Source organism: Pantoea sp. EKM101V, from assembly GCF_011800325.1.
GTDB lineage: Bacteria > Pseudomonadota > Gammaproteobacteria > Enterobacterales > Enterobacteriaceae > Pantoea > Pantoea anthophila.
This window is the reverse complement of sequence record NZ_JAALFP010000004.1, coordinates 87,481-113,554: the sequence shown is the minus strand read 5'-3', so window position 1 is coordinate 113,554 and position 26,074 is coordinate 87,481. Positions and strand designations below refer to the sequence as shown.

Genomic DNA, 26,074 nt, shown 5'->3' with positions numbered 1-26,074 from the left:
ACACGCTATGTTGTATAAGTTTCCACTGACATCCGGCAATGTCACCCGCTTTTTTGTGGTTTTCAATCTGGTGCTGCTGCTGGCGCTGGGCTTTATGGTGCAGAACTCCGTGAATGCCTGGCTCACCGGAAAACGCTATGCCATGGACGATCTGGCCCGCGACGTTCAGAAGCGTATCGACGCCTATCGATTTGCCACCTGGCAGATCTATGAAAACCTCTCCACCAGTGCGGCAGGAACGCCTCCGGGCAGCAGCCTGCAGGAGACGCGCCTGCGTCCTGACGTCTACTATCTGGAAAAAACCCGCCGCAAGACCGAAGCGCTGATCTTCGGATCGCATGACAGCAGCACGCTGGATATGACCATGCGGATGTCCAACTATCTGGATACGCTCTGGGGCGCGGAAAACCCGACCTGGTCGATGTACTTTTTAAATGGTCAGGACAATAGCCTGATCATGATCTCCACGCTGCCGCTGAAGGATATGGCGACGCGCTACAAAGAGAGCGCCATCAGTTCAATGGTGGATAGCCGTCGCGCAGAAATGCTGCAGCAGGCGAACGCGCTGGACGAGCGTGAGAGCTTCTCGCCCCTGCGTCACCTCGCCTTCCAGAACGATCACTACTTCACGCTGCGCACCACCTTTAATCAGCCGGGCCACCTGGCCACCGTGGTCGCCTTTGATCTGCCGGTGAACGATCTGGTGCCGCAGAATATGCCGCTGGAGAATTTCCAGCTGCGCCAGGACAGCTCACTGCCCTCTGCCAGCAGTGAACAGCAGGAGGTGGAAAATACGCACATCTCGCTGGTTAACCCGAACGTCGAGATTGCTGCCACGCTGCCCAGCACCCCGCTGCAGCTGGTCTATCAGGTGCCGATTACCCGCCTGATCGTCGACACGCTGCACAACCTGCTCTGGCCGCTGCTGATCAACCTGCTGCTGTTCCTGCTGTCGCTGGGCGGTGTGATGCTGCTGCGTCAGCAGTCCCTGCGCCCCAGTGAGAACCAGAGCGCGGAACTCGACTCGCTTCGGGTACTGAATGAAGAGATTGTGGGCAGCCTACCGGTGGGCCTGCTGGTCTATGACTTTGCCAGCAACCGCACCCTGCTGAGCAACAAAATTGCAGAGCATCTTCTGCCGCACCTCAATCTGCAGAAGATTATTAATATGTCCGACCAGCATCAGGGCGTTCTGCAGGCTACCATCAATAACGAAGTGTATGAGATCCGCCACGCCCGCAGCGTGCTCTCACCCCATACCCAGCTGTTTATGATGCGTGACCAGGATCGCGAACTGCTGGTGAACAAGAAGTTGCAGAAAGCGCAGCAGGTTCTGGATCGCAACCATCAGATGCGGCAGCAGCTGCTGCACAATCTTGGCCATGCGCTGAATCAGCCGCTGGAGAAGATCGTGGCGCAGCTGGTGCAGCTCAGCCAGCGGGATGCCGATGAATCCGTGCTCGACCTGCTTGATGAGAGCCAGGGGCTGGCGCGGCTGGTGGATGATATTGTGCTGCTGAACCGGCTGGAGGCGCACGACTGGTCACCGGATGCCACCATCTTCAACCTGCAGGAACTGCTGGATGAGATCGCACTGGAAAGCCTGCCGCTGATGCGTCGCAAAGGGTTGTCACTGGTGGTCAATAACCATCTGCCCAATGATGAGATGCGCTTTGGCGACCGTCGCGCCCTGCGTAAGGTGCTGACCACCCTGATGCACTATGCGCTGACCACCACCCGCTGGGGAAAAATTACCCTGGAAGTTAAGGTTGCGAATAAACAGGCCGATAGACTCATCATCGAACTGGTTGATACCGGCGCGGGCCTGACCGTGGATGAGCTGGCGAATGTCGATTTCCCGTTCCTGGGCGACACCAGCCAGGATCGATACGGTCAGGCGTCAGGCATGGCCTTCTTCCTCTGTAAACAGCTCTGCAAGCAAATGGGGGGCAGTCTGGATATCGTCGCGAAAGCGGATATCGGCACCCGCTATAATATGCAGCTGCCGATGGCACTGGAGCAGAAGCAGGAAGAAGAAGAGGAAAAAATTCTGGATGGGGTCACCGCCCTGGTGGAGATCACCGTGGAGGATGTCCATAAAATCGTCTGCCGCCATCTGGAAAACTGGGGAGCGCGCTGTCTCACCCCGGACGAGCGTATTTCCGGACAGGATCACGACGTGCTGGTAACCGACGATCCGTCGAAGCTGAGCGGCTGGGCACTGCTGCTGGCGGAAGATGAGCTCGGTCATCATGCACTGAACGACCAGCAGTATCGGGTCAATTTCAATCTTAGTAATGCGCTGCTGGATGCATTGCTGGCCCTGATTGAGAAGCAACTGTCGCATGATGTGATGGATAATGACAGGGAAGACGACACAGCCACGCCACTGATGAGCGGCGGCTATTTCCAGCTGTTTACCGAGACAGTACCGGTTGATGTGAAGAGACTGTATACTGAGTCAGCAGAAAAGGACTACGACTCGCTTGCTCAGACAGCGCATCGCCTGAAGGGCGTGTTTGCCATGCTCAACCTGTCTCCCGGCAAACAGCTTTGTGAAGAGTTAGAACACCACATTAAAGCGTGTGACGATTCAAACATTACAAATACCACCAGTGATATTGACGCTTACGTCAATCAACTGCTGCAGCAAGGTAACCAATAAGATGAATAACTTAAATGTAATTATTGCCGATGACCATCCAATTGTCCTTTTCGGTATCCGAAAGTCTCTGGAACAAATTGAATGGGTCAACGTTGTAGGTGAGTTCGAAGACTCAACAGCACTGATCAACAATCTGTCCAAGCTGGATGCTAACGTCCTGATCACCGACCTCTCTATGCCTGGTGAAAAGTATGGCGACGGCATCACGCTGATTAAATACATCAAACGCCACTATCCGGATCTCTCCATTATTGTTCTGACGATGAACAATAACCCGGCGATCCTGAGCTCTGTGCTTGATCTCGACATCGAAGGCATCGTGCTGAAACAGGGCGCGCCAACCGACCTGCCAAAAGCGCTGGCAGCCCTGCAGAAAGGCAAGAAATATACGCCGGAAAGCGTGGCGAAACTGCTGGAGAAAATCAGCGCGGGCGGTTACGGCGACAAGCGCCTGTCACCGAAAGAGAGCGAAGTGCTGCGTCTGTTCGCAGAAGGTTTCCTGGTGACAGAAATTGCCAAGAAACTGAACCGTAGTATTAAAACCATCAGCAGCCAGAAGAAATCAGCGATGATGAAACTGGGCGTGGATAACGATATTGCCCTGCTGAACTACCTCTCCTCTGTCAGCCAGACCCAGGTCGAAAGAGACTAATCGATCGCTGAGGCGGTGCAGCCTGCACCGCCTCCCCTCTGCCCTACTTCATGCGCGTTTTACGCACCCGCTCAGCATAGATTGCCAGCGTGCTTTTCAGCACATCTAACGTCACCGGTTTAGACAGGCAGTTATCCATGCCCGCGTCCATACAACGCTGCTTCTCTTCGGCCAGCGCATTTGCCGTGACGCCGATGACCGGGAAGAGATGCCCCAGCTGACGCAACCGCTGCGTCAGGCGATACCCATCCATGTTCGGCATGTTCACGTCGGTCAGTACGATGTCGATCTCATTGCGGCTCAGCACGTTAAGCGCATCGACGCCATCCTGGGCGGTTTTCACCTGATACCCCAGCGTACCGAGCTGTTCTGAAAGCAGCATACGGTTAATCGGATGGTCATCGACGATCAGAACCATGATGTCATCATTATGAATCTTCTCTTCCACCGGGCCAGCCAGCAGCAGCGCATCCGCCGCGTCGTGGCCGAGCGAGATGCGATAGATACGCGCCAGCAGCGCCGGCACCTCATGCAGTGTGGCAGTCGAGTGAACCCAGCGTCCTGGCTGACGTTCACGCGGCATATCCACATGTGATCCATCAAATGTGACCAGCGCCCGCAGCGGTAGATCGATCTCCAGCTCGTAATCGGTCATCACCACATCGTCGGGGCCCGGTCTGCCGTTATAATCCGCAACCTGAATCCCCTGCTGCTGCATCTGACGCGTGATAAACGCCGCCAGGTAATCATTGCGCATCGCCAGCCAGATTTTCTTCTCCTGCAAATCCTCCAGCAGCATCAGCGACGGCTTCTGCCCTTTGTAGACGGGAATACGCACAATGAACTGACTGCCCATGCCCGGCTCTGAGTCGACCTCAATGTCGCCGTCCATCATATTGATCAGCTTTTCACAGATCGCCAGTCCCAGCCCGGTGCCCTGGAAATTACGCTGCACGCCATTCCCGACCTGGAAGAAGGGATCAAACAGGCGCGGCAGCTCTTTCGCCGGAATCCCGACCCCGGTATCGCGCACCCGGAAGGCCAGATAGCCCTGCGAGACGTAGGCGTGCAGGATAATACAGCCGGTGTGGGTGAACTTAATGGCGTTGTTCAGCAGGTTGGAGATCACCTGTTGCAGACGCAGCGGATCGCCATCCAGCACCTGCGGAACGTCATGTTCGATAAAGCAGTAGAGCGTCAGTCGCTTCTTCACCACCAGCGACAGATAGTTGCCGACGATGTGGGTCACGATTTCACGCGGTGCAAACGGACGCGGCTCGATCTTCAGCTGCTCTGACTCGATTTTAGAGAAGTCGAGGATATCGCTGATGATTTTCAGCAGCAGGCTGGAGGAGTTGTTCATCGCCGTCACCAGCGAGTCGATCCCGCTGGGCAGTTGTCGGGTCTGCAGCAGATCGAGGTTACCGATAATCCCATAGAGCGGCGTGCGCAGCTCATGGCTGACGGTGGCAAGGAACATCGACTTCGACTGGCTCGCCTGCTCTGCCGCATGGGCCATCTCCTGCAGCGACTGCTCCATGCGAACACGGGCCGACACGTCCACCAGTACACAAATCGCCACGTTTTCATTGCGATAGCGCGAATGGACAAAGCTGATTTGCAGGTTGGTGTTGCTGCCGGTGAGCACATCGACGAAATTAACCTGCTGGCCGCCGATAATCTCATTCAGCCGCAGGCGATCTTCCTGGGTCAGCAGGGTCAGGTAATTGTGCGCCAGCTCGTTACTCAGAATATTGGTGCCGTCGCTGGTGCGTAAAATACAGATCCCCACCGGCGCCGAGGCCACAATCTTACGGTTGAACTGCTCATGCTCCTCCAGCCGGTGCGCATTCTCCTCGGCGGGCAGGAACATCCGGCGCTCAAACAGCCAGGCGAGCGTAAACAGAATAATGGCGCTGAACACATTGAGCAGCAGCGCATTAATGATCATCAGCTTCAGCTGATCCATCATCACGTCGGTGGGTATCGACCACACCACGTTGAGATCGGAAGGCGGCAGCGGTTTTTTCAGCACCAGCTGACGGTAACCATTCAGATAACCGAACCAGGTTTTGTCATCGGGCAGACTGTCGAGCGAGAAGCCCAGCCCGCCACGGCGCGAATTGAGCAGTGGACGATAATTTTCGTCGGTAATCGAGGCGATGATTGGCAGACTGCCCGGCTGAATAAATTCATCCAGGCGAATATTCTGTTCGACGCCCAACAGCGCCTGCAACTTATTGGCCACGTAGACCGGCACCACCATATAGAAGGTGCCGACACCCGGCTGAGCACTGCTGTTGATCCAGTACATCGGGTTGCGGCGCTCTTCTTCGTTGCTGTTACGGTAGCGCAGCACATTCTCACGCAGCGATTTCAGGCTGCGCTCCCGATCGGCGGTGCTGCTGCCAATCGTAAAGTCAGCCAGACACTGGCTTTCCCCTCCGATAAAGAACACCCGGTTCAGCTCATACGAGGAGGCGAAGTTACTTTTCCAGTAGTTGATGTAATAACTGAGGGAGTCGAGCGAGTTGCGCCAGGTGTTGCTCATGGCGGTGCAGTCGCCATCTGAAAATAGCGGCGTAAACTGCGGCTGGGTCGTTTTACCCGGGATCATGCCGGTCAGCGCATCCATGCCGTTGCTGGCATTCGTCAGCCGGTTCTCCGTGATATATTTCAGCTCCCGCATCATGTCGGCGGAGTGCCGCACATACCACTGTATCGTGCCGTAATTGCTGGCAAACTCCTGACGAACCTGCGTCTCTTTATTGTGCAGCACGCTGATGATGTAAAACGCGGTAAGAACAGCGCCCAGCGTCCAGATTAGCAGCGCCAGCGCGCGGAAAAGATAGCGCGAGATGCGAAGCGTAGTGCGGAAAGAGACAGGATATTTCAAAGGGAACTCGCAGTTGGCAAGGTTAGTCGCATCATCAATTTTTATTGCCCATACACTAGCTTCATCGGGCGAAAAAAGCCAGCCAGCGGAAGGCCCGGCAGGCAGTTTGGGACGCTTTTCGGATAGCTTTTGCCGTCACGCCTGACGTCCCCCATCCCCCGCCTGAAGCGAAACCGTTTTCCAGCCAGAAAGAGCTGAAGCGACACCACATCCCGGCGAGAAAAAGCTGAAGCAACACCCTATCCCGGCGAGAAAGACCTTTCGATCGCAGCGGCCTCACCGCCACACCCACAAGAATCCGCATCCTCCAGTCCGCGCACTCACCCGCCTGAAGCGACACCTTATCCCGGCGAGAAAGGCCTGCCATGCCCGAAGAGCAAAGCGTCCACGCCAGGGATGGCGTGGCCGATCCGCAGGGATGCGGTAATCCTTTGCGGTCGGGCGTGGCGGGCCTTTCGATTGCAACGGCCTGAAGCGACACCACACCCCGCCGAGAAAAGCCTTTCGATCGCAGCGGCCTCTCCGCCACACCCACAAGAATCCGCATCCTCCCGCCCGCGCACTCACCCGCCTGAAGCGACACCCTATCCCGGCGAGAAAGGCTAGCCATGCCCGAAGATCAAAGCGTCCACGCCAGGGATAGCGTGGCCGATCCGCAGGGATGCGGGAATCCTTTGCGGTCGGGCATGGCGGGCCTTTCGATCGCAGCGGTCTCGCCGCCACACCCACAAGAATCCGCATCCTCCCGCCCGCGCACTCACCCGCCTGAAGCGACACCCTATCCGGCGAGAAAGGCCTGCCATGCCCGAAGAGCAAAGCGTCCACGCCAGGGATGGCGTGGCCGATCCGCAGGGATGCGGGAATCCTTTGCGGTCGGGCATGGCGGGTCTTTCGATCGCAGCGGCCTCACCGCCACACCCATCTGCGGCCGAACGCCCCTGCAAAAAAAACGGCAGGCCGGGTTTCCCCTGACCTGCCGTTTCTGCAACGAACCTCAGCTTATGCCAGACAACTTACTCGTCGTCTTCAGCCGCGTCGTCTTCGTCTTCCGCTTCCGGTGCAATCTCTTCATCGTCAGAATCCGCTTCAGGCGCGATATCATCCTCGCCTTCCGCCACGCTGCCGTCGATTGAATCCAGCTCTTCCTCTTCAACCGGCTCGGCGACACGCTGCAATCCGACCACATTCTCATCCTCTGCGGTGCGGATCAGAATCACACCCTGGGTGTTACGACCCACGACGCTGACTTCTGAAACGCGGGTACGCACCAGCGTACCGGCATCGGTGATCATCATAATCTGATCGCTATCCACCACCTGAACAGCGCCAATCACCGGACCGTTACGATCGGTCACCTTGATTGAAATCACACCCTGCGTCGCACGCGACTTGGTCGGGTATTCGCTGTTGGCGGTACGCTTGCCGTAACCATTCTGCGTCACGGTAAGAATCGCACCCTCTTCACGCGGCACAATCAGAGAAACCACGCGATCGCCTTCGGCCAGCTTGATACCGCGCACACCTGACGCGGTGCGGCCCATAGCACGTACAGCGCTCTCGGCGAAGCGCACCACTTTACCGGCGGCGGAGAACAGCATCGCTTCGTCATTACCGTTGGTCAGCGCCACACCGATCAGCTCATCGTCGTCACGCAGATTCACGGCAATAATGCCGGCGCTGCGCGGACGGCTGAACTCTTTCAGCGCGGTCTTCTTCACGGTGCCCAGCGCGGTCGCCATAAAGATATTGAAGCCTTCGGTATACTCGCGAACCGGCAGAATCGCCGTAATACGCTCGTTCGCTTCCAGCGGCAGCAGGTTGACGATTGGACGTCCACGCGCACCACGGCTCGCTTCCGGCAGCTGATAAACCTTCATCCAGTAGAGACGGCCACGGCTGGAGAAGCAGAGAATCGTATCGTGGGTATTGGCAACCAGCAGACGATCAATGAAGTCCTCTTCCTTGATGCGTGCCGCTGACTTGCCTTTACCACCACGACGCTGCGCTTCGTAGTCACTCAGCGGCTGATACTTCACATAGCCCTGATGCGACAACGTCACCACCACGTCTTCCTGATTGATCAGGTCTTCGATGTTGATGTCCGCGCTGTTCGCGGTAATCTCGGTGCGACGATCGTCACCAAACTGATCGCGCATCAGCTCCAGCTCTTCGCGGATCACTTCCATCAGACGCTCAGCGCTCGACAGAATCAGCAGCAACCCGGCGATCTGATCCAGCAGCGCTTTATACTCATCCAGCAGCTTCTCGTGCTCAAGGCCGGTCAGTTTCTGCAGACGCAGATCCAGAATCGCCTGAGCCTGCTGCTCGGTCAGGTAGTACTGACCGTCGCGGATGCCAAACTGCGGCTCCAGCCACTCCGGACGGGCGGCGTCATCACCGGCACGCTCCAGCATCGCTGACACGTTACCGAGATCCCACGCCTGCGAAATCAGACCCGCTTTTGCTTCTGCCGGCGTTGGCGCACGGCGGATCAGCTCGATGATCGGATCGATATTCGCCAGCGCAATCGCCAGACCTTCAAGGATATGCGCACGGTCACGTGCTTTACGCAGTTCAAAAATGGTACGGCGCGTCACCACTTCACGACGATGGCGAACAAAGGCTTCCAGAATCTCCTTCAGCGCCATAATCTTCGGCTGACCCTGATGCAGGGCAACCATGTTGATACCAAACGAAGTCTGCAGCTGAGTCAGTGAATAGAGATTATTCAGCACCACTTCGCCGACCGCATCACGCTTAATCTCGATCACGATGCGCATGCCATCTTTGTCAGACTCATCGCGCAGCGCGCTGATGCCTTCGACACGCTTCTCTTTCACCAGCTCTGCAATCTTCTCGATCAGGCGGGCTTTGTTGACCTGATAAGGCAGCTCGTGAATGACGATGGTCTCGCGGCCCGTTTTGGCATCCGCTTCCACTTCGCCACGCGCACGAATATAAATCTTACCGCGTCCGGTGCGGTACGCTTCTTCAATGCCACGGCGGCCGTTGATGATGGCGGCGGTCGGGAAGTCAGGTCCCGGAATGTGCTCCATCAGCCCTTCAATGCTGATGTTCTCATCTTCAATGTAGGCCAGGCAGCCGTTAATCACTTCGCGCAGGTTATGCGGCGGAATATTGGTTGCCATCCCCACGGCGATACCGGAGGAACCGTTAACCAGCAGGTTAGGGATTTTGGTCGGCAGAACTTCAGGGATCTGCTCTGTGCCGTCATAGTTCGGCACAAAATCGACGGTCTCTTTTTCCAGGTCAGCTAACAGATCGTGGGCGATTTTTGACATGCGGACTTCGGTATAACGCATCGCCGCGGCAGAGTCGCCATCGATGGAGCCGAAGTTGCCTTGTCCGTCCACCAGCATGTAACGCAGGGAGAAAGGCTGGGCCATACGTACAATGGTGTCGTAAACGGCGGAATCACCATGCGGGTGATATTTACCGATAACGTCACCGACGACGCGGGCAGATTTTTTATAGGGTTTGTTCCAGTCGTTACCCAGTTCGCTCATCGCAAAGAGTACGCGACGATGCACCGGCTTCAGGCCGTCACGCACATCGGGTAAAGCTCGGCCAACGATGACCGACATGGCGTAATCGAGGTAAGAAGTCTTTAATTCTTCTTCGATATTGACCGGTGTAATTTCTCTCGCAAGGTCGCTCATGGAGCCGCTATCCCTCTACTTAATCCCGGATTTTAAAGGTGCGAAAGTATATCACACTGCAATGCTCTGGTGAACGTTAACCACCGATTTCACCCGCTTTTCCTTGTGCCTGAAAGGTGTGCCATCGGCGGTTAAGCGTTTATACTGTGGGGACATTTTGTCAGGAGTTACGATTCAATGAATGCACAACCGCAGAATCATCAGCAGAACGTCGATGCACAGGAAATTGCCAAGTTTGAGGCCGTTGCCTCGCGCTGGTGGGATCTGGAGGGTGAATTTAAACCGTTGCACCGCATTAACCCGCTTCGCCTGGGCTATATCGCGGAGCACAGCAACGGTTTGTTTGGTAAAACCGTGCTCGACGTCGGCTGCGGCGGCGGCATTTTAGCCGAGAGCATGGCGCGCGAAGGTGCGGTAGTGACCGGACTGGACATGGGAGCGGAACCTCTGGCGGTCGCACGTCTGCATGCCCTTGAGAGCGGCGTCACGCTGGACTACGTGCAGCAGACCGTAGAAGCGCATGCGGAAGAGAACGCCGGAAAATATGATGTGGTGACCTGTATGGAGATGCTGGAGCACGTTCCGGACCCGCGCTCGGTGGTGCACGCCTGTGCGCAGCTGGTTAAGCCGGGCGGCGAGGTCTTCTTCTCCACGCTGAATCGCAATCCCAAAGCCTGGCTGCTGGCGGTGTTCGGCGCAGAATATGTGCTGCGCATGGTGCCACGCGGCACCCATGACGTGAAAAAGTTTATCCGTCCCTCTGAGCTGCTCGGCTGGGTCGATGAGACCACCCTGCGTGAACGTCACATCATTGGCCTGCACTACAACCCGGTGACCAACCGCTTCAAACTGGCACCCGGCACCGACGTCAATTATATGGTGCACACGCACCGCGCCCGCTAAGTCTCTGGCCCGCCTCTTTTTCCGGCGGGCCTTCTCCCCGCTCAGACCGCCCCGCCATTCTCATATCTGCCAGTCACTTAGCTCAGGCTGGCCCTGACAGATTTCACCTGCCCGCCCGCCTTTACTGCCAGCGCCGCTGAGCGCTAGCGGCTTTTGCGCAATTTTCATCCCTTTTTCTGCGCACATCTGAGGATTGAATAAGAAATACGCGTCCGATCAAATTAACAAAAAAAAGTGTGATCGGGTTGACAGGGTGTCAGGCCTTATAAGGCGTGGGCTAAGAATTTTCGCCAGAATTACAACCCCTCCCGTCATCATTTTTTGCTCTTGTTAACCCGCCGCAAAATACTAAAATATGCCTCCATGTAGTTGCAGGTTTTCCCATCACCCCCTAGATGTTGTGTTTATCCACATATTATTCACAATGAATATGCTGTGTATAAACCGGGATTTCTTTTAATTTTTGGATACTCACGCAAAGGTAAAAACGCGACATGAACCAGAGTCTGCTCGTTACTAAACGCGATGGCCGCCAGGAGCGCATTGATCTCGACAAAATTCACCGTGTGCTGGACTGGGCAGCTGAAGGGCTGAACAACGTCTCAGTGTCACAGGTGGAGCTGCGTTCCCATATTCAGTTCTATGATGGCATCAGGACCTCTGACATTCATGAGACCATCATCAAGGCCGCAGCAGACCTCATCTCTCGCGATGCCCCTGACTATCAGTACCTGGCTGCCCGCCTGGCAATCTTCCACCTGCGCAAAAAGGCGTATGGTCAGTTTGAGCCACCGAAGCTCTATGACCAGGTCGTAAAAATGGTGGACCTCGGCAAATATGACCGCCACCTGCTGGAAGATTACAGCCCGGAAGAGTTTGCACAGATGGACGAGTTCCTCGACCACTGGCGCGACATGAACTTCTCCTATGCTGCCGTGAAGCAGCTGGAAGGCAAATATCTGGTGCAGAACCGCGTCTCCGGTGAAATCTACGAGAGCGCGCAGTTCCTCTACATCCTGGTCGCCGCCTGCCTCTTCTCTGGCTATCCGCGCGACACCCGCATGGATTACATCAGACGTTTCTATGATGCGGTTTCGACCTTTAAAATCTCCCTGCCGACACCCATCATGTCGGGCGTGCGTACCCCGACGCGTCAGTTCAGCTCCTGTGTCCTGATCGAGTGCGGCGACAGCCTGGACTCAATCAACGCCACCTCCAGCGCGATCGTGAAATATGTCTCTCAGCGTGCCGGTATCGGCATCAACGCCGGTCGCATCCGTGCGCTGGGCAGCCCGATCCGCGGCGGTGAAGCGTTCCACACCGGCTGTATCCCGTTCTACAAACATTTCCAGACTGCGGTGAAGTCCTGTTCTCAGGGCGGCGTTCGCGGCGGTGCCGCCACGCTGTTCTACCCGATGTGGCATCTGGAAATCGAAAGTCTGCTGGTGCTGAAAAACAACCGTGGTGTTGAAGGCAACCGCGTGCGCCACATGGACTATGGCGTGCAGCTCAACAAACTGATGTACCAGCGCCTGCTGAAAGGGGAAGAGATTACCCTGTTCAGCCCGTCTGATGTCCCGGGTCTGTATGACGCCTTCTTCGCCGATCAGGATGAGTTTGAGCGCCTTTACACCAAATATGAGCAGGATCAGAGCATCCGCAAACAGCGTGTCAAAGCGGTCGATCTCTTCTCTCTGATGATGCAGGAACGCGCATCAACCGGCCGTATCTACATTCAGAACGTCGATCACTGCAACACGCACAGCCCGTTTGATGCCAGCATCGCGCCGGTTCGCCAGTCTAACCTCTGCCTGGAGATCGCGCTGCCGACCAAGCCGCTGGAAGATGTGAACGACGAAAACGGTGAGATCGCCCTGTGTACGCTCTCTGCGTTCAACCTGGGTGCCATTGACAGCCTCGACGATCTGGAAGAGCTCGCGACCCTGGCGGTGCGTGCGCTTGACGCCCTGCTCGACTATCAGGATTACCCCATCCCGGCGGCGAAGCGTGGCGCGATGGGTCGTCGTACCCTGGGTATCGGCGTGATCAACTACGCTTACTACCTGGCGAAGCACGGTGTGCGCTACTCCGACGGCAGCGCCAATGGCCTGACGCACAAGACCTTTGAAGCCATTCAGTATTACCTGCTGAAAGCCTCAAACGCGCTGGCGAAAGAGCAAGGTGCGTGCCCGTGGTTCAACGAAACCACCTATGCGCAGGGCATCCTGCCTATCGACACCTACAAGAAAGATCTGGACGCGATCAGCAACGAACCGCTGCATCTCGACTGGGAAAGCCTGCGTGAAGAGATCAAAACTCACGGCCTGCGCAACTCGACGCTGTCAGCGCTGATGCCGTCTGAGACATCGTCGCAGATCTCCAATGCCACCAACGGCATTGAGCCGCCACGCGGTCACATCAGCATCAAAGCGTCGAAAGATGGCATCCTGCGTCAGGTGGTGCCGGAGTATGAGCGCCTGAAAGATCAGTATGAGCTGCTGTGGGAAATGCCGAACAACGATGGCTATCTGCAGCTGGTGGGTCTGATGCAGAAATTCATCGACCAGGCGATTTCGTCTAACACCAACTACGATCCATCCCGCTTTGCCAACGGTAAGGTGCCGATGAAGCAACTGCTGAAAGATCTGCTGACGGCGTACAAGTTCGGCGTGAAAACGCTCTACTATCAGAACACCCGTGACGGTGCGGAAGATGCTCAGGATGACCTGGCACCTTCTATCCAGGATGATGGCTGCGAGAGCGGCGCCTGTAAAATCTAATGGCCAGGCGGGAGATTCTCCCGCCTCATTCATTTCACGAGGCCACTTCGCTTCCTCTTTTTTTGGACAACTTTTATGGCTTACTCCACCTTCTCACAGAACAAAAATGATCAGCTGAAAGAGCCGATGTTTTTCGGTCAGTCGGTCAACGTGGCGCGCTTCGACCAGCAGAAATATGACATTTTTGAAAAGCTGATCGAAAAGCAGCTCTCTTTCTTCTGGCGTCCGGAAGAGGTCGACGTGTCCCGCGACCGTATCGACTATCAGGCGCTGCCGGAACATGAAAAGCATATCTTCATCAGCAACCTGAAGTATCAGACGCTGCTGGATTCGATTCAGGGCCGCAGCCCGAACGTCGCGCTGCTGCCACTGATCTCGATCCCTGAGCTGGAAACCTGGATCGAAACCTGGGCCTTCTCCGAGACGATTCACTCCCGTTCTTACACCCACATTATCCGTAATATCGTGAACGATCCGGCGCTGGTGTTTGACGATATCGTCACCAACGAGCAGATTCTGGCGCGCGCTCAGGATATCTCACGCTATTACGACGACCTGATTGAGATGACCAACTACTGGCATCAGCTGGGCGAAGGCACGCATCAGGTCAACGGCAAAACAGTTGTCGTCAGCCTGCGCGCCCTGAAGAAGCAGCTTTATATCTGTCTGATGAGCGTCAATGCGCTGGAAGCCATCCGCTTCTATGTCAGCTTCGCCTGTTCATTCGCCTTCGCAGAGCGTGAACTGATGGAAGGCAACGCCAAAATCATCAAGCTGATCGCCCGCGATGAAGCGCTGCACCTGACCGGCACCCAGCATATGCTGAACCTGCTGCGCAGCGGTGAAGACGATCCGGAGATGAAAGAGATTGCGGCAGAGTGCCGTGATGAGTGTTTCGAGCTGTTTAAGAAAGCCGCCGAGCAGGAGAAAGAGTGGGCAGACTATCTGTTCAGCGGTGGCTCAATGATCGGCCTGAACAAAGATATTCTCTGCCAGTACATTGAGTACATCACCAATATCCGTATGCAGGCGGTGGGCCTTGATTTGCCGTTCCAGACGCGGTCAAACCCGATTCCGTGGATCAACTCCTGGCTGGTGTCTGACAACGTTCAGGTTGCGCCGCAGGAAGTGGAAGTGAGCTCCTATCTGGTGGGTCAGATTGACTCTGAAGTGGGCGCTAACGACTTCGACGACTTCCAGCTGTAATCATGAGCCGCGACGTTGTTATTCTGCGCAGTTCCGGCACCCGGCTGGAATGCACGGACGAGCACACGAATCTGCTGACGCTGCTGGAAGCCAATAATCTCTGCGTGGAGTTTCAGTGCCGCGAAGGTTACTGCGGCTCCTGCCGGATGCGGCTGCTAAAGGGTGAAGTGCACTACCCGCAGAAGCCGCTGGCCTTTGTGCAGCAGGATGAGATCCTGCCCTGCTGCTGTAAAGCCAAAGGCGAGATTGAGCTTGAATTGTAACTGAGGTAGCTATCTCTCTGACTGCGACGCTGCCTGAATGCGGGTGAAACTCACCGCAATGGCTAAGTAAAAGCGCAGGGAACCCGGTCAGAAAAGGAAAGCGTCCCGCGCCATGGACGGCGCGGGCCGAGCTGTCAGGGATGACGCTGTTTGCGTCTTTCCGATCTGACCGGGTTCCCTGCGCAGGCTCGATCTGGCAGCCATCAGGGCTAATCTGGCCAGCAGTCAGAATAAAACGGGCGCCTCAGGCGCCCGTTTTATTTTCCCTGTTCTCACTGTCTGATAGTTTCAACCACATCAATCCAGCCGTGACCGGTGCTGACTTCGCTGCCGTGCAACCAGCGGCGCAGCATGTTCATCGCCATCATTGCCACCACCTTCTGCCGCGTCTCCAGGTTATGACGGCCGGTGCTGAATTTCACCCGCTGTCCGACACTGCCTTCCGGAGTATGCAGGGCAATCGCTATCTCTTCCTGATCCAGACTGCCGACAGAGAGCGCCAGCGCCGCCTGCTGCTGCGCGGCGAGCTGGCCGGTGCGGGTAACCTGCTGCTCAAGCGTCTCAGGGCAGGAAGGCAGAATGTCTGCACCGCGCAACGGCACACTGGCAGCAGCCAGTTGCCAGTAAAGCAGCCCGGCGGTGTACTGCTCACTGATCGCCAGCGCTGCACCGCGCTGCGTCAGTTCACGGGCCAGCAGCGCCGGTAACCCTTCGGTGCCTTCAAAAATGGTGCATTCCGCCAGCAGCAGCCGAACCTGCTGCCACGCCTGCTCCATCGCCACACGCTGACTTGCCGGGCCGGTGAGTTTGATCTCGATAATCGGCATGGAGGAGCGATAACCCATCACCACACCCTCGGGCAGCGGCAGCGACTCCAGTTCGGCGGCGATATCACTTTCGCCGCGACCAAAGGTTGTAAGTCGCAGACAGACCGGCGGCTCGGGCGGCGTAAACTTCGCCTTCAGGCGCGGAATGATCTGCTGCTCCACCATGACTTTAAACTCAGAGGGAACGCCGGGCGTGAAAAACATCCAGCAGCGATTGAGCTGCAGGGCAAAGCCACAGGCGGTGCCGACCGGATTATCAATCAGTTCTGCATTGGCCGGGATCTCGGCCTGCTTGCGATTACTCGCCGCCATCACCCGTCCCCGGCTGGCAAACCAGGCTTCCATCTGCTCCAGCCACCCCTGCTGCATCTCCAGTTCCACGCCACAGGCCTGAGCCGCCGCCAGCGCACTGAGATCGTCACTGGTCGGCCCCAGCCCGCCATTCACGATCAGCACATCCGCCTCGTGACTGCGCGCCTGCAGCGTCGCGATCAGCGAATCGAGAGAATCCCCGACCGTGGTGCGGCTGGTCATCGGCAGGCCGTGCTGAAATAGCACATCCGCCAGCCAGGCCGCGTTGGTATCGACGATTTGGCCATGCAGCACCTCATCCCCGGTTGACAGCATCTCTACTCTGATCACGTCGCATTCTCCTTTTTAACGTTTGCTTTACTTTAGAAACTCCATCGGAGAAACACAATGCGCATTCCCCCACTGAGAGCACAGGGCGCTTCAGGCCGAAAAGAGAAAAATGAGGGTTTGCGGAGGCGGGCCGTGCGTTCAGGAAAAACAAAAACGGCGGGTGAGACCCGCCGTTTGATGACTGTCAGGACGTCGCGATTAACGACGCGCCAGCAGCAGCCCCAGGATCAGACCGGCGGTAGCGCCGATGCCAACACCCTGCCAGGGTTTTTCGTGCACGTAATCGTCGGCACGGTAAGCGGCCTGTTTTGCACGATAGTAGTAGCTATCGGACGCCTGGCTGACACGGGATTTCACATCGTGCAGCGCCTGTTCGGCTTTGCTTTTAAGCTCAATGTACTTCTGGTCAGCCGGATCACCGGATGCCTTCAGTACTTCTTCCAGCGTTTCCGTCAGTAACGCAATATCGTCATCGAGGCCCGTTTCGAATTGATTTGTCTGGTTTACCATCGTTTCCTCCGTGTGAATTGCAAAGCAGTCCATTAACTATAGCCACAATCTGACGCTCTGCCGATTTCCTGCGCCAGGAATCACCTGATTTTTCATTTGTTAACCGGGGCAGCGTCAGGCAGCGCGCCCTTCCCTGTGCAAAGATGCGTAAGACGCAGCGGCAGAGACGCAATTTCGCTTCGCTTCTTTGATTAATCTGATAAATTTTAACGGAACTGAATTTTCCAGTTACCCTGCTGTCGTACCCCTCTGTTGCCTGTGATTATCGGGCCATGAAAGTGCATTTTGCACGACAGTCACGACACCCTCGAACAGCTAAGGAATGATCTCTGGCATGAATCGAAGAATGTTTATGAAAGCGTCAATGGCCTTCTCCGCCGTCAGCGGCATGACCGGCCTGTCAACGCTGTTTGCGCAATCCGCCTGGGCAGAAGATGGCATTGCTGACGGAACCGCAGTACGCTTCGATTTCGACGTATTGAAGAAAAAAGCGGCCGCGCTGGCGAAGCAACCCTGGGGCGGCGCGCCAGGCGCACTGCCGGAGACACTGGCAACGCTGACGCCGCAGGCATACAACGAAATTCAGTATGACGCGAACCACTCGCTCTGGAACAACCTGCCCGACCGTCAGCTGGACGTACAGTTCTTCCACGTCGGCATGGGCTTCAAGCGCCGCATCCGCATGTTCTCGGTTGACAGTGCCAGCCGCGAGGCGCGCGAAATTCACTTCCGTCCTGAACTGTTTAACTATAACGATGCGAAGGTCGATACAAAGCAGCTGGAGGGTAAAACCGACCTGGGCTTTGCCGGTTTCCGCGCCTTTAAGAAACCGGAACTGGCTCGCCGGGATATCGTCTCCTTCCTCGGCGCAAGCTACTTCCGTGCGGTTGACGATACCTACCAGTACGGCCTCTCGGCACGTGGCGTCGCGATCAACACCTTCAGCAACGGTCAGGAAGAGTTCCCCGATTTCACGGCCTTCTGGTTTGAAACGCCAAAAGCGGAAGATACCACCTTTACCTGCTATGCCCTGCTGGATGGCGCGAGCGTCACCGGTGCCTACAAGTTCATCATCCATTGCGAAGAGAAACGCGTGGTGATGGAGGTGGAAAACCACCTGTTTGCCCGCAAAGAGATCCGCCAGATTGGCATCTCGCCCATGACCAGCATGTTCAGCTGCGGCACGAATGAACGCCGCATGTGCAACACCTACCATCCGCAAATCCATGACTCCGATCGCCTGGCGATGTGGACCGGTAAAGGGGAATGGATTGCCCGTCCGCTGAACAATCCGCAGCGACTGCAGTTCAACGCCTATGAAGATGAGAATCCGCGTGGCTTTGGCCTGCTCCAGCTTAATCACGACTTTAAAGATTATCAGGATGTGATTGGCTGGTATGACAAGCGTCCGAGCCTGTGGGTGGAGCCGGTCGGCAAATGGGGCAAAGGTGCGATTAACCTGATGGAGATCCCGACGACCGGCGAAACGCTGGATAACGTGGTCTGCTTCTGGCAACCCGCAGAACCGGTCAAAGCGGGTAGTGAGCTGAACTTCTCCTACAAACTCTACTGGAGTGGTCTGCCGCCGGTGCGCAGCGGTCTGGCGCGCGTTGACGCCACCCGCACCGGTATCGGCGGTTTCCCGGAAGGCTGGGCGCCTGGCGAACACTTCCCGGAAACCTGGTGCCGCCGCTTCGCCATTGATTTCATCGGGGGTGATTTGCAGGCTGCCGCGCCGAAAGGCATCGAGCCGGTCATTACCGTGTCATCCGGTAGCGTGAAACAGGTCGAGATTCTGTATGTCGATCCGCTGAAGGGTTATCGCATTCTGTTTGACTGGTATCCGAACAGCGACTCGACCGCGCCGGTCGAGATGCGCCTCTTCCTGCGCACCAAAGAGGAGACGCTGAGCGAAACCTGGCTCTATCAATACTTCCCGCCTGCGCCGGATCAGCGGAAATATGTCGATGACCGTCAGATGACGGTCGGCTGATGTCAACAGGCGAGGCTCCGGCCTCGCCTTTTTTATGGCGCGACCTTCAGCATATCGACGTGGGGGATCCCATCTTCCAGATAGACCTCCCCTGTGGCCACAAAACCATGCTGCCCGTAGAAGTTCTCCAGATGGGCCTGCGCAGAGAGAAACAGGTCGCGGCCCGGCCAGTGCTGCTGACAACGGCTGACCGCCTGCTCCATCAGACGACGTCCCAGCTGCGCACCGCGCACCCGATCGGACACGATCACCCGACCGATTTTTACCGGGCCAGAGGCCTCCTCCGGAGACAGCAGGCGCGCATAGGCCACCAGCTGGTCACCGGCCATCCCCAGCAGATGGCGGTTTTCTGCCTGTAAATCTCTGCCATCCACATCCAGATAGGCGCACTGCTGCTCCACCACAAAGATCTGACTGCGCAGCGCCAGCAGCGCATAGAGTTCGGCGGGCGTGAGTTCACGATGGTGTTTATCGAGCCAGCAAATATCCATGATTTCTCCTGAGAAGGCCGGATGGGTTATAGCGACGAGGTCATAACGTCGCGGTTTACAGATGACAGGTCAATGGCAGACAAAAAAAATCAGGCCCGGAGGCCTGATTCGTCAGAGTGTCAATCCGCTTACATCAGCGGCTGAGCCATCATCACCAGTCTGATCAGGGGCTGCGGGTAAACCCCTAACAGCAGCACCAGAATGGCGGAGATCAGCACGACTACACCACCGGCGGTAAACGCCCAGTTAGCTGGCGTATCACGGGTGTGCAGCTCCGGCGGGCTGAGGTAAAGACTGACCGTGACGCGCAGATAGTAGTAAAGACCAATCGCACTGCCCGCCACCACGGCACCGCTCAGCCACCACAGGTGGGCACTGACGCCGGAAGCGATGACGTAGAATTTACCGATAAAGCCCAGCGTCATCGGGATACCCGCCAGCGACAGCATCATCACCGTCATGACCGCAGAGAGAATCGGACGATGCCAGAACAGGCCACGGTAGGAGTAGAGCGAGTCCGCATCCGGGCCACGATATGGGCTGGACATCAGACTGACCACACCAAACGCGCCCAGGCTGCTGAACAGGTAACCGGCCAGATAAACCCCGGACGTTTCCATCGACAGCTCATGATCTTTCACCGCAATCAGCGCCACCAGCAGATAACCCAGGTGGGCGATGGAAGAGTAACCCAGCAGACGCTTGATGTTGCTCTGCGAAATCGCCATCAGGTTACCGAACAGGATCGATACGAAGGCGATCAGACCCAGTACCGTGCGAACGGCCTCGCTGTCGGTCACCGGCGCATACATGAAGAGACGCATGATGACACCGAAGATGGCGATCTTGCTGGCGGTCGCCAGGAAGGTCGACACCGGCGCCGGCGCACCCTGATAGACATCAGGCGTCCAGAGGTGGAACGGAACCAGCGAAAGTTTGAAGCCCAGACCGATGATCATCATGCCCAGCCCAACAAGCAGCAGGGGCTCCTGAATCATGCTATCGGTCAGACTCTGACCCAGCGCAACGAAGCTCAGGTTGCCAGAGTCGGCGTAGATCAGCGCGATACCAAACAGCAGGAACGAGGAGGCCGCCGCGGAAAGAATGGTATATTTCAGCGCTGCTTCCAGCGAACGTTTCTGGCGGAACGCATAGCCGATCAGACCAAACAGCGGCAGCGACAGCAGCTCAATCCCGATGAACAGCGCCGCCAGATGGTTGGCACTGGCCAGCACGATGCCACCCAGGGCCGCAATCAGCACCAGCAGGTAGAACTCATCTTTGTTGTCCGGGAAACCGGCCAGCCACGGATAGGCAAAGGTGCAGGTCGCCAGACTCGCCAGCATCACCAGCGCGGTGTAGAACATCGAATAGCCATCGACACGCAGCAGCGGCGTGACATCCATTGCGCCGACCTGACCGACAAAATAGAGCGACAGCAGCGCCAGGTTCAGGCCAACGACCGTTAGCGTGGCGTTAACGAAGTGGTTGCGTCGCCAGGCAATGGACAGCATCACAACCACCACCGTCAATCCGACGATTAACAGCGGCAGCAACGCAATCAATTGGTGAGGAGTTATTGTCATGGCGAATTACGGCCTTGTAGTTGAAATTGAAGCGGTAAACCACTGCTGAATATTGCTCATGGCAGCGTGCGAAGTATCCAGAATCGGCTGTGGATAGACGCCCAGCAGCACCAGCAGGACCACCAGAACCCCGATGGTCATGAACTCACGCGGTGACATGCCTGGCAGCGGATCTTTTGATTTCGCTTCGCCGTAGTAGGCGCGCTGCATCATGACCAGCGAGTAAACGGAGGCGAACACCAGACCAAAGGTGGAGATGATGATAATCGTCGGCACCACCTGGAAACTGCCCGTCAGGATCATGAATTCGCCGACGAAGTTACCGGTACCCGGCATCCCCAGGTTGGCGACAGCAAAGAACAGCGACAGGCCCGGAATCCATTTGATGCGTGACCAGAGTCCGCCCATCTGGCGCATATCACGGGTATGCAGACGCTCATACAGCTGACCACACAGGATGAAGAGCGCGGCAGCCGAGAGACCGTGTGCAATCATCTGGATCACCGCACCCTGCAGCGCCAGCTGGCTGCCGGTGTAGATAGCAATCAGCACAAAGCCCATGTGCGAAATAGAGGTGTAGGCAATCAGACGCTTGATATCGGTCTGCGAAAACGCCATCCAGGCACCGTAGAAGATCCCGATGATACCCAGCCACATGGCAACAGGCGCAAACTCCGCCGAGGCGTTCGGGAACAGCGGCAGGCTGAAACGCAGTAAGCCATACGCTGCGGTTTTCAGCAGGATACCCGCCAGGTCAACAGAACCCGCCGTCGGCGCCTGACTGTGTGCGTCCGGCAGCCAGCCGTGCAGCGGCACCACCGGCATTTTCACCGCGAAAGCGATAAAGAAGCCCAGCATCAGCAGATATTCAACACCGTGTGTCATCGGCGTCTGCAGCAGCTGCTCATAGTTGAACGTCCAGACGCCGGTTGCGTTGAAGTGGACAAACACCAGTCCCAGAATCGCAATCAGCATCACCAGACCTGACGCCTGGGTATAGATGAAGAACTTGGTTGCAGCGGTAATACGGGTTTTGCCGTCGGAGGCTTTATGACCCCAGAGCGCGATGAGGAAGTACATCGGCACCAGCATCATTTCCCAGAAGAAGAAGAACAGGAACATATCGATGGAGAGGAACACACCGATGACGCCGCCCAGGATCCACATCAGGTTGAGGTGGAAGAAGCCCTGATACTTTTCAATCTCATTCCAGGAACAGAGCACCGCCATCAGACCGAGCAGGCCGGTCAGCACCACCATCAGCAGCGACAGACCGTCGATAGCTAAATGGAAGCTGATGCCGAAGCGTGGGATCCACGGAACGGAGAAACTTGACTGCCACTGCGGAATGCCCGCTGCCTGCGTCAGTGAATAGCCTCCCTGCAACCAGAGTTGCAGTGAAAGCGCCAACGTCAGCCCCATGGTGATCAGCGCGATCCAGCGTGGCACCTTCGCGCCGAGGCGCTCGGTCAGCCAGCAGATCAGACCGCCGACGAAGGGTATGATAATTAGCCAAGGTAATAACACGGCACACTTCCCTTTTCTTTGTCTTAGTTCGGGCTATCTTACTGGCCACTTTGCTTCCCGGCAGTGCTCGCAATCCTCACATACTTCAGTATGCTGCGGTTGCTGCGCGCTGGCGGAAACCAAACTGGCTGTGACGATAACGCCCTTGCTCAGGACAATTTTTGACATTCTCAATGGGCAGATTAACTAACCTGCCCCGCTCATCAATCTTTACATCACCAGCAGCAGAGCCAGCACCAGCACGGCACCCACGCTCATTGACGCAACGTACCAGCGCAGGTAGCCATTCTCACTGACGACCAGGCCTTTGTTGGCAATACGTGACAGCAGTGCAGGCAGGTTCATCAGGCCATTCAGTGGGTCGCGCTTCAGCAGCCACGCAATACCCAGGTAAGGTTTGACGAACACTTTATCGTAGAGCCAGTCGAAGCCCCAGGCGGCAAACCACCAGGAGCCGAAGAAACGGCCAGGTGCACTGTTTGCAATCCGGGTGACCAGTTCACGTTTGCCCAGCCACAGCGCGGCAGCGATCAGAATGCCGACAATCGCGACAACGCCTGAGGTGATTTCCAGTCCCACTTTGCCCGCTTCGCCGAACTCACTGGCTGGCAGGACACCCGCCAGCGGTGGCGTGATCAGCGCACCAATAAAGGTGGAGAGCAGCAGCAGCACAATCAGCGGCAGATGATGGGTAATCCCCTTACCGGCATGCGCATGAATTTTCTCTTCGCCGTGGAACACGATAAAGATCATGCGGAAGGTATAGATTGAGGTCAGGAATGCCCCGACCAGTCCGGCCACCATCAGATTGATGTGACCGTTAGCCAGTGCGCCAAACAGGATCTCATCTTTACTGTAGAAGCCCGCGGTGACCAGCGGCAGGGCCGCCAGGGCCGCGCCACCCACCAGGAAGCAGGTGTAGACCAGCGGAATACTTTTACGCAGGCCGCCCATTTTGAAGATGTTCTGCTCATGATGGCAGGCCAGAATGACCGAACCAGAGGAGAGGAACAGTAACGCTTTAAAGAAGGCGTGCGTCATCAGATGGAAAATCGCCGCATCCCACGCCTGAACACCGAGTGCCAGGAACATGTAGCCAATCTGGCTCATGGTGGAGTAAGCGAGCACGCGTTTGATATCGGTCTGTACCAGCGCAGCAAAGCCCGCCAGCACCAGGGTTATCGCCCCGACAATGCCCACCAGATGCAGCACTTCCGGCGTCAGCAGGAAAAGACCGTGGCTACGGGCAATCAGGTAGACGCCCGCGGTGACCATGGTCGCGGCGTGGATCAGTGCTGAAACCGGTGTCGGACCGGCCATGGCGTCTGCCAGCCAGGTCTGCAACGGCAGCTGAGCCGATTTACCGACCGCGCCACCCAGCAGCATCAGCGTTGCCCACTGCAGCATATGGTTGTCTGCGGCAAAGTGCGCCGGTGCCAGCGCCATCATCTCACGGAAGTTCAGCGTGCCCAGCTCGTTGTAGAGAATGAACAGACCGAATGCCAGGAAGACGTCGCCCACGCGGGTGATGATGAACGCTTTCATCGCCGCTTTGCCATTTTCCGGATTGCTGTAGTAGAAACCGATCAGCAGATAGGAGCAGAGCCCTACCCCTTCCCAGCCCAGATACATCAGCATCAGGTTATCGGCCAGCACCAGAACCACCATGCTGGCGATAAACAGGTTGGTGTAGGCGAAGAAGCGGGAGTAGCCCTCTTCACCCCGCATGTACCAGGAGGCGAACATGTGAATGAAGAAACCCACACCGGTTACTACAGACAGCATCGTCAGCGACAGGCCATCCAGCGCCAGGTTCACCTTCATGTCGAAGTTGCCGACATGCATCCAGGTCCAGAGCGACTGGGTATAAGCCTGCTGACCGTTGGCGAAGAAGTCGAAACCGATCATCGCTGTGGTCAGGGCCGCCAGGCCTACCGATCCCATACCAATCGTGGCCGACAGGTTCTCTGACCAGCGACCGCGGGAAAACGCTAACAGCAGAAAGCCGATTAGCGGAAACAAGACAGTTAAATAGAGAAGATTCATCCGCGCATCTCGCTCACAGTATCAATGTTCAGCGTCTGACGACGACGATAGAGCTGAAGCAGCAGCGCCAGACCAATACTGGCTTCCGCTGCCGCCAGGCTGATGGCCAGGATATACATCACCTGTCCGTCGGCCTGACCCCAATAGCTCCCGGCAACCACCAGGGCTAACGCGGCGGCGTTGATCATGATTTCCAGGCCGATCAGCATAAACAGCAGATTGCGGCGGATAACCAGCGACGTGAGTCCAAGGACAAACAGCACGGCAGCCAGAATCAATCCATGTTGTAACGGGATCATGCGCTCTCCTTTTTCGCCTGTGCGGCGTCAGCAGGACGGTTGCTCAGGACTTCACCCTGGCGCTCTTCACGACCGATATGGAAGGCCACGACCAGACCGGCCAGCAGCAGCATCGACGCCAGCTCTACCGCGAGGACGTACGGACCAAACAGGCTGATACCGACCGCTTTAGCGTCGATGATCGTGCCGTCAATACCCTGGTCATTGGCGGTCAGGATGGCGTAGACCATCACCACCAGCAGCAGCAGCGACACCAGGCCCGGACCGATCCAGAGTGAGGGGCTGAGCCACTCGCGCTCCTGTTTCTGCGTCTGTTTGCCCAGGTTCAGCATCATCACGACGAAGACGAACAGCACCATGATCGCGCCGGCATAGACGATGATCTCCAGCGCACCCGCAAAATAGGCTCCCATTGAGAAGAAGACGCCGGCGATCGATAACAGCGAAACGATCAGGTACAGCAACGCATGTACCGGATTGGTGTGGGTAATGACGCGCAACGTCGTCAGCACCGCCACCAGTCCGCAAAGATAAAACGCAAATTCCATGCCTTGCTCCTTAAGGTAATAAGCCTTTGACGTCGATTGGCTTCGCTTCGTTTTCCGCTTCGCCTTTATCTTTACCGTCAATCGCCATACCTGCCATGCGGTAGAAGTTGTACTCCGGATATTTACCCGGTCCCGAAATCAGCAGATCGTCCTTCTCATACACCAGATCCTGACGCTTAAACTCGCCCAGTTCAAAATCGGGCGTCAGCTGAATCGCGGTAGTCGGACAGGCTTCTTCACACATGCCGCAGAAGATGCAGCGTGAGAAGTTGATGCGGAAGAACTCCGGATACCAGCGGCCATCTTTGGTTTCCGCTTTCTGCAGCGAAATACAGCCCACCGGACAGGCAACCGCACACAGGTTACAGGCCACGCAACGCTCTGCCCCATCCGGATCGCGCGTTAACACGATACGGCCGCGATAGCGAGGTGGCAGATAAACCGGCTCTTCCGGGTACATCTGCGTTTCACGTTTGGCAAAGGCGTGCAGCCCTATCAGCCAGATACTGCGAACTGTCGTGCCAAAACCGACGACAATATCTTTCAAAGTCATTTGTTAA

18 protein-coding genes are annotated in these 26,074 nt (G+C 56.7%); 7 read left to right on the top strand and 11 right to left on the bottom strand.

Annotated elements, in window-relative coordinates; genetic code table 11:
- The first annotated feature begins 7 nt into the window (after positions 1-7).
- Complete coding sequence (rcsD, locus tag HFD92_RS08530; protein WP_167428758.1) at positions 8-2,665, top strand: phosphotransferase RcsD; 2,658 nt, start codon at positions 8-10, stop codon at positions 2,663-2,665.
- Between the two features lies 1 nt (position 2,666).
- Positions 2,667-3,317 carry a response regulator transcription factor RcsB gene (rcsB, locus tag HFD92_RS08525; RefSeq protein WP_009089068.1) on the top strand — a complete coding sequence of 217 codons (651 nt, stop codon included), beginning with the start codon at positions 2,667-2,669 and terminating at the stop codon, positions 3,315-3,317.
- A 43-nt stretch (positions 3,318-3,360) separates the two neighbouring features.
- Here the strand turns inward: rcsB and rcsC are convergent, their stop codons facing one another.
- Entirely contained in the window at positions 3,361-6,213 is a 2,853-nt protein-coding gene (gene rcsC / locus HFD92_RS08520) for a two-component system sensor histidine kinase RcsC (RefSeq protein ID WP_058957783.1), read from the bottom strand.
- Between the two features lie 1,013 nt (positions 6,214-7,226).
- The gene (gene gyrA / locus HFD92_RS08515; RefSeq protein WP_111207499.1) at positions 7,227-9,893 is read right to left on the bottom strand and encodes a DNA topoisomerase (ATP-hydrolyzing) subunit A; all 2,667 of its coding nucleotides are present in this window, start codon (positions 9,891-9,893) and stop codon (positions 7,227-7,229) included.
- 177 nt (positions 9,894-10,070) lie between these two features.
- Here gyrA and ubiG point away from each other — a divergent pair, with 177 nt between their 5' ends.
- The 4 genes from ubiG to yfaE all read left to right on the top strand — a co-directional run bounded on the left by ubiG (position 10,071) and on the right by yfaE (position 15,045).
- Complete coding sequence (ubiG, locus tag HFD92_RS08510; RefSeq protein ID WP_009089062.1) at positions 10,071-10,796, top strand: bifunctional 2-polyprenyl-6-hydroxyphenol methylase/3-demethylubiquinol 3-O-methyltransferase UbiG; 726 nt, start codon at positions 10,071-10,073, stop codon at positions 10,794-10,796.
- Positions 10,797-11,290: 494 nt separating this feature from the next.
- Positions 11,291-13,576 (top strand): class 1a ribonucleoside-diphosphate reductase subunit alpha, encoded by a 2,286-nt coding sequence (nrdA, locus tag HFD92_RS08505; RefSeq protein WP_009089060.1) that lies wholly within the window; start codon positions 11,291-11,293, stop codon positions 13,574-13,576.
- 75 nt (positions 13,577-13,651) lie between these two features.
- Complete coding sequence (nrdB, locus tag HFD92_RS08500) at positions 13,652-14,782, top strand: class Ia ribonucleoside-diphosphate reductase subunit beta (protein WP_009089058.1); 1,131 nt, start codon at positions 13,652-13,654, stop codon at positions 14,780-14,782.
- A gap of 2 nt (positions 14,783-14,784) precedes the next feature.
- Entirely contained in the window at positions 14,785-15,045 is a 261-nt protein-coding gene (yfaE, locus tag HFD92_RS08495) for a class I ribonucleotide reductase maintenance protein YfaE (RefSeq protein ID WP_009089055.1), read from the top strand.
- A gap of 272 nt (positions 15,046-15,317) precedes the next feature.
- Here yfaE and HFD92_RS08490 read toward each other — a convergent pair whose 3' ends face one another.
- Both HFD92_RS08490 and elaB read right to left on the bottom strand, forming a co-directional pair.
- Entirely contained in the window at positions 15,318-16,514 is a 1,197-nt protein-coding gene (locus HFD92_RS08490) for a nicotinamide mononucleotide deamidase-related protein YfaY (RefSeq protein WP_167428757.1), read from the bottom strand.
- Between the two features lie 198 nt (positions 16,515-16,712).
- Positions 16,713-17,024 carry a stress response protein ElaB gene (gene elaB / locus HFD92_RS08485; protein WP_009089050.1) on the bottom strand — a complete coding sequence of 104 codons (312 nt, stop codon included), beginning with the start codon at positions 17,022-17,024 and terminating at the stop codon, positions 16,713-16,715.
- Between the two features lie 334 nt (positions 17,025-17,358).
- Here elaB and HFD92_RS08480 point away from each other — a divergent pair, with 334 nt between their 5' ends.
- Complete coding sequence (locus tag HFD92_RS08480) at positions 17,359-19,017, top strand: glucan biosynthesis protein D (RefSeq protein ID WP_033736167.1); 1,659 nt, start codon at positions 17,359-17,361, stop codon at positions 19,015-19,017.
- Between the two features lie 32 nt (positions 19,018-19,049).
- On the opposite strand, the gene HFD92_RS08475 is transcribed toward HFD92_RS08480, so the two are convergent.
- From HFD92_RS08475 to nuoI, 7 genes are all read right to left on the bottom strand, one after another.
- Positions 19,050-19,508, bottom strand: coding sequence for a GNAT family N-acetyltransferase (locus HFD92_RS08475; protein ID WP_167428756.1), 459 nt, complete (start codon positions 19,506-19,508; stop codon positions 19,050-19,052).
- A gap of 128 nt (positions 19,509-19,636) precedes the next feature.
- Entirely contained in the window at positions 19,637-21,094 is a 1,458-nt protein-coding gene (nuoN, locus tag HFD92_RS08470) for an NADH-quinone oxidoreductase subunit NuoN (RefSeq protein ID WP_167428755.1), read from the bottom strand.
- Positions 21,095-21,100: 6 nt separating this feature from the next.
- Positions 21,101-22,621: an NADH-quinone oxidoreductase subunit M gene (gene nuoM, locus HFD92_RS08465; protein WP_009089040.1), complete on the bottom strand. Its 1,521-nt coding sequence runs from the start codon at positions 22,619-22,621 to the stop codon at positions 21,101-21,103.
- Positions 22,622-22,831: 210 nt separating this feature from the next.
- Positions 22,832-24,667 carry an NADH-quinone oxidoreductase subunit L gene (nuoL, locus tag HFD92_RS08460; RefSeq protein WP_167428754.1) on the bottom strand — a complete coding sequence of 612 codons (1,836 nt, stop codon included), beginning with the start codon at positions 24,665-24,667 and terminating at the stop codon, positions 22,832-22,834.
- Positions 24,664-24,966, bottom strand: a complete 303-nt coding sequence (gene nuoK / locus HFD92_RS08455) for an NADH-quinone oxidoreductase subunit NuoK (protein ID WP_003854236.1) — start codon at positions 24,964-24,966, stop codon at positions 24,664-24,666. Before nuoK ends, nuoL begins: the two co-directional genes overlap by 4 nt.
- Entirely contained in the window at positions 24,963-25,514 is a 552-nt protein-coding gene (nuoJ, locus tag HFD92_RS08450; RefSeq protein ID WP_009089036.1) for an NADH-quinone oxidoreductase subunit J, read from the bottom strand. The genes nuoK and nuoJ overlap by 4 nt, the downstream gene beginning before the upstream one ends.
- A gap of 10 nt (positions 25,515-25,524) precedes the next feature.
- The gene (gene nuoI, locus HFD92_RS08445; RefSeq protein WP_009089021.1) at positions 25,525-26,067 is read right to left on the bottom strand and encodes an NADH-quinone oxidoreductase subunit NuoI; all 543 of its coding nucleotides are present in this window, start codon (positions 26,065-26,067) and stop codon (positions 25,525-25,527) included.
- Between the last annotated feature and the right edge of the window lie 7 nt (positions 26,068-26,074).

Coding starts and splice junctions, on each gene's coding strand:
- rcsD (WP_167428758.1), top strand. CDS start 8: ATGTTGTATAAGTTTCCACTGACATCCGGCAATGTCACCCGCTTTTTT.
- rcsB (WP_009089068.1), top strand. CDS start 2,667: ATGAATAACTTAAATGTAATTATTGCCGATGACCATCCAATTGTCCTT.
- gyrA (WP_111207499.1), bottom strand. CDS start 9,893: ATGAGCGACCTTGCGAGAGAAATTACACCGGTCAATATCGAAGAAGAA.
- ubiG (WP_009089062.1), top strand. CDS start 10,071: ATGAATGCACAACCGCAGAATCATCAGCAGAACGTCGATGCACAGGAA.
- nrdA (WP_009089060.1), top strand. CDS start 11,291: ATGAACCAGAGTCTGCTCGTTACTAAACGCGATGGCCGCCAGGAGCGC.
- nrdB (WP_009089058.1), top strand. CDS start 13,652: ATGGCTTACTCCACCTTCTCACAGAACAAAAATGATCAGCTGAAAGAG.
- yfaE (WP_009089055.1), top strand. CDS start 14,785: ATGAGCCGCGACGTTGTTATTCTGCGCAGTTCCGGCACCCGGCTGGAA.
- elaB (WP_009089050.1), bottom strand. CDS start 17,024: ATGGTAAACCAGACAAATCAATTCGAAACGGGCCTCGATGACGATATT.
- HFD92_RS08480 (WP_033736167.1), top strand. CDS start 17,359: ATGAATCGAAGAATGTTTATGAAAGCGTCAATGGCCTTCTCCGCCGTC.
- HFD92_RS08475 (WP_167428756.1), bottom strand. CDS start 19,508: ATGGATATTTGCTGGCTCGATAAACACCATCGTGAACTCACGCCCGCC.
- nuoN (WP_167428755.1), bottom strand. CDS start 21,094: ATGACAATAACTCCTCACCAATTGATTGCGTTGCTGCCGCTGTTAATC.
- nuoL (WP_167428754.1), bottom strand. CDS start 24,667: ATGAATCTTCTCTATTTAACTGTCTTGTTTCCGCTAATCGGCTTTCTG.
- nuoK (WP_003854236.1), bottom strand. CDS start 24,966: ATGATCCCGTTACAACATGGATTGATTCTGGCTGCCGTGCTGTTTGTC.
- nuoJ (WP_009089036.1), bottom strand. CDS start 25,514: ATGGAATTTGCGTTTTATCTTTGCGGACTGGTGGCGGTGCTGACGACG.
- nuoI (WP_009089021.1), bottom strand. CDS start 26,067: ATGACTTTGAAAGATATTGTCGTCGGTTTTGGCACGACAGTTCGCAGT.